Origin of the sequence: Microtetraspora malaysiensis (assembly GCF_001528665.1) — a bacterium.
GTDB lineage: Bacteria > Actinomycetota > Actinomycetes > Streptosporangiales > Streptosporangiaceae > Microtetraspora_A > Microtetraspora_A malaysiensis.
On the sequence record NZ_BBYJ01000006.1, the window covers coordinates 17,327 to 30,044 of the forward strand.

Below are 12,718 nucleotides of genomic sequence, written 5' to 3' on the forward strand. Positions count from 1 at the left end.
CCACGAAACGGCTCAGACCACCGCGCCCGACCCTTCGCGGACGTCGGGTGCCCGCCGCTTGCTCTTCTGCTGGGGAGGCGGCTGCTTGCTGAACCGCTCCAGCTCGATCGCCGCGGGCCCGGCCAAGAACATCGACGACAGTGTGCCGACGACGATGCCGATGAGCAGCGCGATCGCGAAGTCCCGCAGGGAGTCGCCGCCGAACACCGCCAGCGCCGCCACGACGAACATCGTGCTGCCGCCGGTGTTCACCGTGCGCGGCACCGTCTGCAGGATCGCGGTGTTGACGATGCGGTCGAACGACGTCTTGCGGTTCGCCGGCCACAGTTCTCTGACCCGGTCGAAGACGATGACCTTGTCGTTGATCGAGTAGCCGACGATCGTGAGCAGGGCGGCCAAGAAGACGCCGTCGATGGGTTTGCCCAGCCAGGCGAACGCGCCGACGACGGCCAAGGTGTCCACGAACAGCGCGGCCACGCTGGCGGCGCCGAACGTCCACCGGAACCGGATCGCGAGGTAGACGAGCTGCGCCGCCAGCGCGATGCCGAGCGCGATCAGGGCGTTCCTGCGCAGTTCCTCACCCATGCTCGGCCCGATCAGCTCGTCACGCTGCTTGGTGACCTCACCCACCTGCTCGTTCAGGTTCTTCTCGATGCGCACCACGTCGTCGGCGCCGATCTGCCCGGTTCGTACGGAGATCGCGTCGCCCGACATCTGCACGACGGCCGAGGGGAACCCGGCGTCCGACACCGCCTGCCTGGCCGCCCCGGCGTCGACGGTCCGGCTGGTGGAGAACTCCATGATCCGGCCGCCGGTGAACTCCACGCCGTAGTTCAGCCCACGGGTGAAGACACCCACGGCCATCACCACGAGCAGCCCGGCCGAAAGGGCGAGCCAGAGCCGTCTGCGCGACATCAGGTCCGGGTTCCGCCGGGTCAGCCAGGACCTCACCCGGCCGATCGACGCCAGGCCGGACGCCTTCAGGCCGATCCGGCCGATCACCAGGTGGGTGAGCACCCGGGTGACCACCATCGCCGAGAACATCGAGACGATCACGCCGATGGCCAGGGTCACCCCGAATCCCTTGACCGGTCCCGACGCCAGCCAGAACAGCAGGCCGGCCGCGAGCAGGGTGGTGATGTTGGAGTCGGCGATCGCGCTCCAGGCGTTCTTGTACCCCCGGTCGAGCGCGGCGCGCAGGCCCCTGCGGGGCGACTCGTGGTGTTCTTCCCTGGCCCGTTCGAAGACCAGCACGTTGGCGTCGATCGCCATGCCGATCGCGAGCACGAAACCGGCGAGGCCGGGCAGGGTCAGGGTGGCCCCGAGTGCCACCAGCCCCGCGTACGAGATCAGCGCGTAGCAGCCGAGGGCGACCGCGGCGAGCACACCCACCAGGCGGTAGATGACGCCGATGAACAGCGCGGTGAGGAGCACACCGATGACTCCCGCCTTCGCGCTGGCCTCGATCGCCTCGGCGCCGAGCGTCGGGCCGACCGTGCGCTGCTCGACCAGCTCAAGCGGCACCGGGAGCGAACCGCCCTTGATCAGCACCGCCAGGTTCTGCGCCTCCTCCATGGTGAACGATCCGCTGATCTGGGTGGTGCCGCCGGGGATGCCGACGTTGCAGCCCACGGTGTCGTTCACCTGAGGCGAGGAGATGACCTTGTTGTCGAGCACGATGGCCACCCTGCGTTTGGGATCGCCGATCGGCTCGCAGGCCGCCTTCCCGGTGAGCTCCCGCCAGGGGCCCGCTTCCTTGAAATCGATGGTGACGAACCAGCCGAGCCCCATCTGGGGATCGGTGTACGCCGCGGCGTTCGTGACGGCGGCACCGCTGATGGCCACCGGGCCGAGCTTCAGCTTCTGGCCGCTCTCGTCCGCGACGGCGTCCTTGTCGCCGTCCTCGGCGACGCCGAGGACCGAGTGGAAATTGAGCTGCGCGGTCTTGCCGATGACGTCGGCCGCCTCACGCGGGTCGAGCACGCCGGGCAGCTCGACGATGATCCTTTTCTCGCCGGAACGGACCAGGGTGGGATCGACGACTCCGAGGGCGTCCGCCCGGCGCCGGAGCACGTCGAGAGCACGGTCGGCGGCCTCCGAGTCCGCCTTGACCGTGGGAGAGTCCCTCGTCTCGAAGACGAGCTGGGTCCCGCCGCGCAGGTCCAGACCGAGGCGCGGAGCCATGGTCAGGGCCAGCAGCAGCGAGGTCGCGATGACGGCAAGCGCCGCCAGCGCACGCCACAAGGGCGCACGTGACATTCGAGCCTCCACAGGCTTGTCGTTATGGGAAACGTGTCACTGCGCTGTGGAGGGCGGCGCGCGCGCCGGGGCGATCGACGTGCCCGGAGGCACGGGCAGGCCGGGGCCCGCCGTGCCGTGCTTCCCCATGACGAGGAGAGCGCGGTACGGCCCGGCACTGGGAAGTACGGCGACGCCGCCGGACACGACGCACGGGCCGGTCCGCGCCTGCAGCCGGGGCACCCTGTGTTGCTGCTCCACTCCGGGGGTGGGCAGGTCGTGCCATTTGCGGGCCGTGTCGGGGGGTCCGGCGTGGAGGGCCGCGACGGAGGCGGCCCGGTGGGTCGCGGTGAGCGCGTCCGTCGGGGTCGCGCCCGCCAGGAGGAAAACGGGCAGCAGAAGGAGCAACGCGGCGGTCAGTCTGCTCCGCATCGTTTCTCCTTTCTGCTCAGCAGGCCACCGTAGCCTGGGATGCTCCGAACACGCGCCACGATGAGCCGTCCAGCGCGCCCCGTCCCCCGGCGGCGAGCGGACGCGGCCGGGCGCGTTTCGCTTTCGGGGTGCCAGTACACCGATCTGGCCAAGCCGGTCGTCGACCGGAGTGAGGCGGCCGAGCGGGAGAACGACTACATGCCGAATTTCGCCATCTAGCGCCAGTTCTCGCGCCTAGTGGTGGTTTCTGGGGATTTTGTCCATATCTCAGAATTATGCAAATTTGGAGGGTACTCCGGCGACGCTCTTGCTGTCAGCTTGGGGGCCGGTCCGATTGCTCGGACCGCTCACCCCCCATGCAGAGGAGTCACCGAGAGTGAATCCCACGATGAGGTCGGGGGCCGTCGCCTTGCTGGCGTCGGTCGCCTTGACCACAGCCTCGCTCACAGCAATGCCCGCCGCATCAGCGGCCGGGGCCGACGGCTCCCAGGCCGCTGCCCAGGCCGCCCCGCCGCCGTCGCCGGCGTTCGCTCAGCCGGACGCCCAACAGCGCAAGAACGCCGTCGCCAGTGCCGGCAAGGCGCTGGCCGCCGACACGGCGGCGCTGCACGCCTCGGCCGATGACACCTTCCAGCTGGTACGCGACATCGCCGGCACCCGCGGCCTGCAGTACCTGACCTACCAGCGCTCCCACCGCGGCGTGCCGGTCTACGGCGGCGACGTGGTGGTGGCCACCGACTCCTCCGGCCAGGTCATCGAGACCGTCACCACCGGCCAGGAAACCACGCTGAAGCTCGACGTGACGGCCACCGTCACCGCCGATGCCGCGGCGGGCACCGCCCGCGCCCAGCTGGCCGCCGCCGACAGCGTCGCCACCCCCGAGCTGGTGGTGCACGCCACCACCGCCCGGCCGCGCCTGGCGTGGGAGGTCGTCGTCACCGGCACGGCCAAGCACGGCGGCCCCAGCGTGCAGCACGTGTACGTGGACGCCAAGAGCGGCAAGGTGATCGACGCCTGGGACGAGGTGCGGGACGGCACCGGCAACAGCAACTACCACGGCACCGTCACACTCGCGACCTCCGGGTCCGGCAGCTCGTACTCGATGACCGACCCGAACCGGCCGGGGCTGCGCTGCGGCGGGCAGGGCGGCACCGCCTACACCAAGAGCAGCGACAGCTGGGGCAACGGCTCGGGCACCGACCTGGAGACCGCCTGCGTGGACGCGATGTACGCCGCGCAGGTCGAGTGGAACATGCTGCGCGACTGGCTGGGCCGCAACGGCCACAACGGATCGGGCAGCTCCTTCCCCGCCCGGGTCGGTCTCAACGACGTCAACGCCTACTGGAACGGGTCCTACACCAACTTCGGCCACAACCAGGCCAACAACAAGCAGGCGACCACGTACGACGTGGTGGCGCACGAGTACGGCCACGCGATCTTCCAGTTCTCCGGCTCCGGCGGCGCGGGCAGCGGCAACGAGGCCGGCGGACTGAACGAGTCCACCGGTGACATCTTCGGCGCGCTGACCGAGCACTTCGCCAACGAGCCGGCCCCGTACGACACGCCGGACTACCTGGTCGGCGAGCAGCTCAACCTCACCGGGACCGGCCCGATCCGCAACATGTACAACCCGAGCGCGCTGGGCGACCCCAACTGCTACAGCGCCTCCATCCCCAGCACCGAGGTGCACGCGGCGGCCGGCCCGCAGAACCACTGGTTCTACCTCCTCGCGGAGGGCAACAACCCCGGCGGCGGCAAGCCGACCAGCCCGACCTGCAACAGCACCACGGTGACGGGCATCGGCATTCAGAAGGCCGGCCAGATCTTCATGGGCGGCCTGAACCTGAAGACCACTCCGTGGACCCACGCCAAGGCCCGCGTGGCCACCCTGAACGCGGCCAAGTCGCTGTTCCCGAACAGCTGCACCGAGTTCAACGCGGTCAAGGCGGCCTGGGCCGCGGTCAGCGTCAACGCCCAGTCGGGTGAGCCGACCTGCACGGCCATCCCGGGCAACGACTTCTCGGTCTCCCTCAGCCCGACCTCCGGCAGCGTCCAGACCGGCCAGTCGACCACCACCCGGGTGAACACCGCCGTGATCTCCGGTACCGCCCAGCCGGTCACTCTGAGCACGCGTTCGCTGCCCAACGGCGTCACCGCGTCGTTCAACCCGGCCACGGTCACCGCCGGTCAGTCCTCCACGCTGACCCTGTCCGCCTCCTCCACCGCCACGGGCGGCACCTTCCAGGTGACCGTCGTCGGCACCGCCGGATCGACCACCCACGAGGCGACGTTCTCCTTGACCGTCGGCCGTGACCAGCCTCCGGCGAACGACTTCTCCGTCTCGGTGAACCCGTCGTCGGCCTCCGTGCAGGCCGGCCAGTCGGCGACCGCGACCCTCGGCACCCAGGTGGTCACCGGCAACGCGGAGTCCCTGGGGTTGTCGGTCAGCAACGCGCCGGCCGGGGTGACCGTGACCTTCAGTCCGTCCACCATCACCGCGGGGCAGACCTCGACGGTGACGATCGCCACGTCCTCGACCACCACGGCGGGGAGCTACACGATCAACCTCAACGCGGCCGGCGCGTCGGCCGGCCACTCGGCGGCGTTCTCCCTGACTGTCGGCGGTGGCGGCGGGGAGACCACCTGGGCGACCTGGACCTCGTACAAGGCGGGCGACGTCGTGACCTACAACGGCGTGCGCTACCGGTGCCTCCAGGGGCACACGTCGCTGCCCGGCTGGGAGCCGCCCAACGTTCCCGCCCTCTGGCAGCCGATCTGATCAAGGGTCTCCGGTCGGGGGGAACCCTGATCCGCGGTTCTGCTCGATGACAGGGCGGGCGGCCATCCTTAGGCCGCCCGCCCACGTCGTCAAGAGGCCGGTGGTGGTCAGAACCGCGCCGGTCTCGGCCGTCTCGCCGTCGGGGGACACCCGCGGGAGGAGTCCGTTTCGTCCGGAAGGACGAGATCGGTGCGCGCCCGGCTGTCTATTCTTTGGGCAGGGGGTGACCGGGTGGCGATGACCCAGAACGCGCTGGGCGGCGACGGCGAGGGTGGTGAGGCTGCGGCCGCGGTGCGGCAGGCGGCCGAGCCCTTGGGCCGGCTCGATCAGATACGGGCCCGTCCCGGCGGCCGCCTCACTCTGAAGATCGTCGTCGGTGTGCTCGGCGCGGCGCTCGTCGTCGCCGGCCTCATCATGGTGCCGTTCCCCGGGCCCGGCTGGCTCGTCGTCTTCGCCGGGCTGGCCGTACTGGCCACGGAGTTCGCGTGGGCGCACCGGCTGCTCGGCTTCGCCAAGCGAACGGTCACGGCCGCGACCGACTGGCTCAAACGCCAGAACTGGTTCGTCCGCATCGTGGCCGCCCTGCTGACGGCCGCGCTCGCGGCCGCCATTGTCTGGATCTCTCTCAAGCTCACCCTGGGCATCGACCTGATCGAGCAGGCCGGGCGTCTTCTCGGCTGACGGTCCCACCGGCCGGCGGGGGTTCTCGTCCGGCTGACGCGCCTACGCGCCTACGCGCCGACCACGACCGGGACCGGCTCCCGGGCCGCCGTCGCGGTTCGCGCTTCGGCGAACGGCGAGCACGCGGCCCGGCACCGGAAAAGGCGTCTCTCAGGACAGGACGACCGGATCGCCGTCCAGGTATGGGCGCTCCACCGCGAACGGCGGATGGGCAGGCTCCAGCACGATGTTCCGGCTGGGCGTGGGCACATGCCGGAGATCATGCGTGATCAGGATGGTCGTCCGCCCGGCCATGAGCCGTCGCAGGAGCTCCATGATCCGTGCCGCGGTCGGCGCGTCCAGGCCGGTCATCGGCTCGTCGAGGATCAGTACGGGCGCGTCGCGCAGGATGGCGCGGGCGATCGCGATCCGCTGCCGCTGCCCGCCCGACAGCAGCCGCCCCCGCTGCCCGATCGGGGTGTCGTACCCCTCCGGCAGCGTGCGGATGAAGCCGTCCGCGTCCGCCGTGATCGCGGCCCGCACGATCTCGTCGAGGTCGGCCTCCGGACGCCCGTAGGCGATGTTGTCCCGTACGGTCCCCGAGAAGAGCAGGTTCTCCTGCTGCAGGATGGTGATGTTCTCGCGCAGGGACCTGCGCGGCATCGCGCGGATGTCCACGCCGTCGAGCAGGACGCGGCCCGAGGTCGGGTCGTAGAACCGGAGCAGCAGCTTGGCGATCGTCGTCTTGCCCGCGCCGCTCGGCCCCGTGCAGACGACGAGCTCGCCCGGGGCGGCGGTGAAGGAGAGGCCGGTCAGCGTCGGCCTGGTCCGGCCCGGATAGGCGAACACGACGCCCTCGAACTCGATCCGTCCGTGGACACGGGAGTCCGGCACGACGATGTCTCCGGATGTGGTGCCGTTCGCCTGGACGGCCGCCCTTCCGGACGCGGTCGCGGACTCAGCGCCCCCGGCGGCCGCTCCCTTGTCCGCCGTGCCGTCCTCCCCGGCCTCGGAGACGCCGTCGTACGGGTCGGTGACCATGGGCTTGGCGTGCAACACCTCGATCACGCGGTCCGCGCCGGCCGCCGCCGACGACACGCTGAGCGCCAGCTCCCCGAGCCCCTGGAACGTCGGATACAGATAGGCCAGGTACGCGGCGAAGGCGAGCAGCCCGCCGATGGTGAGCCGGCCGGAGGCGATCTCCCACGCGCCCACGCCGATGATCACCAGCAGGCAGAGCGTCTCCACTATCTGCGCGGCCGGGCCGTACAGGGCGGAGAGCCGGGCCCGCGTCACATTGGCGAGCAGCCACTTGCGGCCTTCGTCGTGCAGGCGCGCCGCCTCGGCGTCCTGCCGGTTGTACGCCTGGACGAGGGACTGGTTGGCCAGGCTCTCCTCGATGACGCTGTTCATGGCGCCGTTGCTGGAGCGTTCGCGGGCGGACGCGTTGCGCAGCCGGGACGTGAACCCCTTGGAGACCAGCAGGAAGAGCGGGACCATCGCGAATGTCACCAGCGCGAGATCCCACCGGATGAAGAACGCCGCTCCGGAGAAGAGCACCGCGCCCGCGGTCGTGGTGATGATCCGCACCAGGCCGGAGCCGACGAGCTCCTCGATGGCCTCGATGTCGTCGGTCAGGCGGGCCATCAGGTCGCCCAGGCGGCGGTTCTCGAAATAGTCGGGCGTGAGCGTCTGCAGGTGGGCGAACACCCTGTCGCGCAGCCGCAGCAGGAAGCGTTCCCCCGCGAGCGCCGTCGCGTAAGCGCTGGAGAAGGAGAGCAGCCCGGCCAGGACGCCGACCCCGATCCAGGCTCCCGCCGGAATCCAGAAGGCGCTCAGTCTGCCGCTGGCCAGGACCTCGTCGGTGATGAGCCCGAACAGGCCGATCACGCCGACCTCGCAGACCGACGCCAGGACGGCGGCCACCACGCCGGCGATGAACAGCCGGCGTACGCCGCGGGTCTGCGGCCAGAACTCTCGCAAGGTTGTGCGGATCGAGATGATCGGCGCGATGATGCCGGGCGCCTCGTCCTCCGGGGCAGACGCGTTCTCCTTGGACGGGGGTGCGTTGCGTCCAGGCGCGGGCGCGCCGTCCCCGGAACGGGACACACTCTCTCCAGTGGGGCGTCCACGGACCTTGGCCGGGTCGGCCACTTCGCCGGAAGGAGACTGCGGCCCTCGCGAAGTCCGCTTCGCCACGTCAACGCCGCGGTCCTCGCTCCTTTCCGCTCCGCTCCCTCGGTCCCGGTGAACGTGTGCGGACCGCGCGCGATCTCGCCGCCGGGGTTGGTGGTCGGGCCGGATGAATTCCACCGTGTCGTCGGACGCGGGGTCGCGGCCTCGCCGGTCCGCAGTGTGGTCCGCGACCGCGTCGCCCGGCGACGTGTCGGTCGCCGTCGGGTTCGGGTCAGGTGTCGTGATCGCCGCACGCCGTTCCGCGGTCGTTCTGTCGGGGCGGGCCGCCGGTGCGGGGGCGGGGGATGCCGGGGGCCCGGCGTCGGCGTGCGGCGCGTACTCCTCGTCGGAAGATGGGTTCAGTTCCACGTTGAGATACCTGCCTCTGTGATGGCCGAGAGCCGGCGGGAAAATCCCGCCGGCTCTCTTTCTTCAGATCAGCCAGGGCCTACCAGCAGCTGCGCCAGCACCGGCGACGGCAGCAGCAGCGGCGACGACGACGGCAGCCCCAGCCACCGCCGCCTCCGCAGCCGCCCCCCCATCCCCAGGAGCTGAACTGCCCCGTCGGAAAGACTTTGGTAAGGCTCATAGTTGCCTCCCTCAGACTGGTTTCCGTGATCTTTCAAATGCGACACTATCACCCTTAGTCCCACAAATCATTTAAAATGCGGTCGAATCGACCAGCTTTTAACTGGCGGCCGAATATGAATTATTCTGATTTAGTGTCAGCAAAGAATCTTGCTCATCCTGTTTGGGTGCGCGGGTGCATTGCCCCTGCTTGACGGGGATGGGCGCCCCGTCGGCCGGTGTGTCACGGGGATGTGGCGGGTGCTCGCCGGTGTCCGGCATCGGGCAAGGGGGAAGCGTCGGACTCGCCCGGCATTTCGCGACCGTTCCCCGACCTCTCAATGGTGAGTGGAATAACCGGTCACTGACATTTACCCGGGATGTCAACGCATTCCGGGTAAAGCAGGCGATCGATGTCTAAAGAAGGCGGTTCCGCGGATGCCCTTGCGGGGAGGTCTGTACGGCTTCCGCCGCCGTCGTTATGATCACGATGGCCTGACATAGGGGTATTCGTCGGAGGCGAGATGTCGGAGCTGAAGCGCGTTCCCGACGGGATCGACACCTCTGTGCCGAGTTCGGCGCGCGTGTACGACTACCTCCTGGGCGGCACGGACAACTCCGCCCTGGATCGGATGGTGGCGGAGAAGCTGCTGTCGGTCGCACCGGACGCGCGCACCGTCGCCCGGGCGACCCGGGCGTTCCTCGCCAGGGCCGTCCGCTACGCCGCCTCGCAGGGGATCCGGCAGTACGTCGACCTCGGCGCGGGCCTGCCCACCTCGCCGAGCGTTCACGAGATCGCCAGGGAGTCGGTCCCGGACGCACGCGTCGTCTACGTCGATTACGACCCCCTGGTCAAGGTCCGCAACGACGCGACGTTCGCCGCCGATGAGGGCGTGATCACCCTGCGGCGCGACGTCCGCGACCCGGAGGCGATCCTCGGCGACCCCGATCTGCGCGCGGTCGTCGACTTCGGGGAGCCGGTGGCCGTGCTGCTCCTCGGCGTCCTGCACTTCGTCTCCGACGACGAGGGCGCCCATGACATCGTCGCCGCCTGGCGTGGCCGCATGGCGCCGGGCAGCCACGTGATCATCTCCAACCTGACGGCGGACAGCGATCCCGAGGCGCTGGCCCGGCTCGCGGCGGCGACGGCGGGCAGCCCGGCCGAGTCGACTTTCCGCTCCCACGACGAACTGGCCCGTTTCTTCGATGGGTTCACCCCGGTCGCGCCGGGCCTGGTGCCGGTCCAGGAGTGGCGGCCGTCCCCCGAGGAGCCCGCCATCGGTGCGAAGGTGGTCGTCGAAGGCGGCGTCGGCGTCCTGTCCTGACCCGTCCGCCCGTGCAGGACCGGACGGCCTCGGCGTCAGGAGGCGGCGTCCGCCCTGGCCGCGATCCCGTCGAGCACGCACGCGAGGCCGAACTCGAAGCGCTCCTCGGGGGCGGCGTCCTCGGCTTCGGCGACCCTGCGGGCGAACTGCGGATAGGCGCCGCTGTCGATGACCTCGCGGATGTAGGGGGCCACGCTCTCCCGCCACTGATCCTCGGTCAGGCCGGAGCGCCGCTGCGCCTGCTCCTCGGCCAGGTCCCGGGCCACCGCGCCGAAAACGTACGCCCGGACCGTGTCGACCACGTTGGCGGCGAGCGTGATGTCGGGGGTGAGCGCGGAGGCGGCGGTCAGTGCGACGTCCTGCTGGCGCAGTGAGTTCGCGCCGAGAGCCGGGCGGCCGGTGAGCTCGGAGCTGAGCCACGGGTGGCGCAGCAATGTGGCCCGGACGTGGCGGGCGACGCCGGTGAGGTCGGCCCGCCAGTCGCCGGACAGCGGCGGCGGACCGGTCTCGCCCTCGACCGCGTCGATCATCAGGTCCAGCAGCTCGTCACGGCCGGCCACGTACCGGTAGAGGGAGGCTGTGCCCGAGTCGAGGTCGGCGGCGACGCGGCGCATCGACAGCGCGGCCAGCCCCTCGGCGTCGGCGATCGCGATCGCGGCCCGGACGATCTGCTCGACGCTCGGGGCCTGCCGGCGTGGGGCACGTCGTTCTTTGCTCCACACCAGGACGTGTGCGGGCTCTTTCGCCGAATCGGCCATCGCCATCCTCCTCGCGATCGTTGCGAACAGCGTACCGTAGTGGCTACGGTGTAGCCGTTTGCGAACACCGTATCCATAGAGGAGTTGTCATGCCGGAGACCCGAGTCCCCGTCCTGATCGTCGGCGGCGGCACCGTCGGCCTGACCACGGCGCTGTTCCTGGCCCACCACGGCGTCCCGGCCCTGGTGGTGGAGAGCCAGGCGGGGCCGTCCATCCACCCGCGGGCCACTGGCCTCGGCCCCCGAACCATGGAGATCCTCCGGCAGGCGGGGCTCCAGGAGGCGGTCAACGCGGTCGCCGTCGACATGACCGCCGGTGCCCTCGGCAAGATCTCCGCCACAACGCTGGCGTCGGCCTCTTCGTCCATGCCGCCGAGGGGCGGGCCGACCCGAACCGGGTCGGGAGCCGGGCAGGCCAGCCCGGGGGTGATCCGGGGTGTCTGCCCGCAGCACCGGCTCGACTCGGTGCTGCTGCCGGCGGCACGCGAGCGCGGCGCGACGGTGCGCTACTCCGCCCGGCTGCGGTCCTTGCGACAGGACGCCGACGGCGTCACCGCGGTCCTCGACGGCCACGAGAACGTCCGTGCGGACTACCTCGTCGCCGCCGACGGCGTGCGCAGCGACGTGCGGACCGCGCTCGGCGTGGGCACGTCGGGCCCGGGAGTGCTCGGCGACCCGAAGGTGAACATCCTGTTCAGGGCCGACCTGAGCCCGTACACGCACGGGCGGTCCTTCGCCACCTGCGACATCACCAACCCGGACTCGCCCGGCATGCTGATGACCGTGGACGGCGCGAAGGAATGGATCTTCCACGTCGGCTACACGCCGGACGCGGGCCAGACGGCAGAGGACTTCACCCCCGAACGCTGCCGCTACCTGATCCGGGCCGCGGTGGGCGACCCGAGTCTCGACGTGGAGGTGCTCAGCACGCTGCCGTGGCGGCCCCGGGGGCTGCTCGCCGACCGCTTCCGCGCCGGACGGGTGTTCCTGGTGGGCGACGCGGCACACGTGGTCCCACCCCTGGGCGCGTTCGGCCTGAACACCGGCATCGCCGACGCGCACAACCTCGCGTGGAAGCTGGCCGCGGTGCTCGCCGGCCACGCCGGCCCCGCCCTGCTCGACAGCTACGAGGCCGAGCGACGCCCCACGGCGGCCTTCGCGCTGGAGCAGGCGCTGCGGCGGCTGGCCGACCCGTGGCTGCACTGGGAGGACGGCCCGCGGGCCGTGGCGGCGCGGGAGGCGGCCGGCGTCGTCAACGCACCGGTGGTCCACCTGGGATACCGCTACGACTCCGTCGCGGTGATCGACCCGCGACTGGAACCGCCCTCCACCGAGAACGTCGAACTCGCCCTGGACGGAGCGCCGGGCTCCCGGCTCCCGCACGTCTGGGTCGAGCAGGACGGACGGCGGATCTCCACGCTCGACCTGGTGCGATCCCGGTTCACCCTGCTGACCGGATCCGGCGGCGACCCGTGGACGCGGGCGGCGCGGGAGGCGGCGGACCGTCTCGGCGTCGAACTCGCCGTGTGCACGATCGCTCCCGGCGCCGCCATAACGGACCCGGAGGGACGGTGGCCCGGCAGTGCCGGGATCGCCGAGGACGGCGCGCTGCTGGTGCGGCCCGACCAGTTCGTCGCCTGGCGCGTGCCCGCCCTGCCCGCCGCCCCCGCCGACGACCTCACCCGCGTACTCACCCAGGTGCTCGCCCGCGACGGCCGGACGGTCGCGGGCGGAACCAAGGGGACCGCCGAACCCGATCCGCGCGCCGCGCGACCCTGACCATCG

The 12,718-nt window shown here is 70.8% G+C and carries 9 protein-coding genes; 5 read left to right on the top strand and 4 right to left on the bottom strand.

What is annotated here, in order from left to right; translation table 11 throughout:
- Positions 1–12: 12 nt before the first annotated feature.
- Positions 13–2,259, bottom strand: a complete 2,247-nt coding sequence (gene secD / locus AWQ71_RS05545) for a protein translocase subunit SecD (RefSeq protein ID WP_067127775.1) — start codon at positions 2,257–2,259, stop codon at positions 13–15.
- Positions 2,260–2,295: 36 nt separating this feature from the next.
- Positions 2,296–2,670 (bottom strand): hypothetical protein, encoded by a 375-nt coding sequence (locus AWQ71_RS05550; RefSeq protein WP_067127778.1) that lies wholly within the window; start codon positions 2,668–2,670, stop codon positions 2,296–2,298.
- 39 nt (positions 2,671–2,709) lie between these two features.
- Between AWQ71_RS05550 and AWQ71_RS41385 the strand changes: the two genes are divergently transcribed.
- The 3 genes from AWQ71_RS41385 to AWQ71_RS05560 all read left to right on the top strand — a co-directional run bounded on the left by AWQ71_RS41385 (position 2,710) and on the right by AWQ71_RS05560 (position 6,130).
- Positions 2,710–2,889, top strand: a complete 180-nt coding sequence (locus tag AWQ71_RS41385; RefSeq protein WP_157570205.1) for a hypothetical protein — start codon at positions 2,710–2,712, stop codon at positions 2,887–2,889.
- Positions 2,890–3,121: 232 nt separating this feature from the next.
- A complete protein-coding gene (locus AWQ71_RS05555; protein ID WP_245658128.1) occupies positions 3,122–5,449 on the top strand; it encodes a M4 family metallopeptidase in 2,328 nt (775 codons plus the stop codon).
- 237 nt (positions 5,450–5,686) lie between these two features.
- Positions 5,687–6,130, top strand: a complete 444-nt coding sequence (locus tag AWQ71_RS05560; protein WP_084258602.1) for a TIGR02611 family protein — start codon at positions 5,687–5,689, stop codon at positions 6,128–6,130.
- A gap of 150 nt (positions 6,131–6,280) precedes the next feature.
- Here the strand turns inward: AWQ71_RS05560 and AWQ71_RS43625 are convergent, their stop codons facing one another.
- Positions 6,281–8,218, bottom strand: coding sequence for an ABC transporter ATP-binding protein (locus AWQ71_RS43625; protein ID WP_245658129.1), 1,938 nt, complete (start codon positions 8,216–8,218; stop codon positions 6,281–6,283).
- Positions 8,219–9,375: 1,157 nt separating this feature from the next.
- Between AWQ71_RS43625 and AWQ71_RS05575 the strand changes: the two genes are divergently transcribed.
- Positions 9,376–10,176 carry an SAM-dependent methyltransferase gene (locus AWQ71_RS05575; RefSeq protein WP_067127783.1) on the top strand — a complete coding sequence of 267 codons (801 nt, stop codon included), beginning with the start codon at positions 9,376–9,378 and terminating at the stop codon, positions 10,174–10,176.
- A gap of 35 nt (positions 10,177–10,211) precedes the next feature.
- Here the strand turns inward: AWQ71_RS05575 and AWQ71_RS05580 are convergent, their stop codons facing one another.
- Complete coding sequence (locus AWQ71_RS05580; RefSeq protein WP_067128822.1) at positions 10,212–10,934, bottom strand: TetR/AcrR family transcriptional regulator C-terminal domain-containing protein; 723 nt, start codon at positions 10,932–10,934, stop codon at positions 10,212–10,214.
- Positions 10,935–11,023: 89 nt separating this feature from the next.
- Between AWQ71_RS05580 and AWQ71_RS05585 the strand changes: the two genes are divergently transcribed.
- Entirely contained in the window at positions 11,024–12,712 is a 1,689-nt protein-coding gene (locus tag AWQ71_RS05585) for an FAD-dependent monooxygenase (protein WP_067127786.1), read from the top strand.
- The last annotated feature ends 6 nt before the right edge of the window (positions 12,713–12,718 follow it).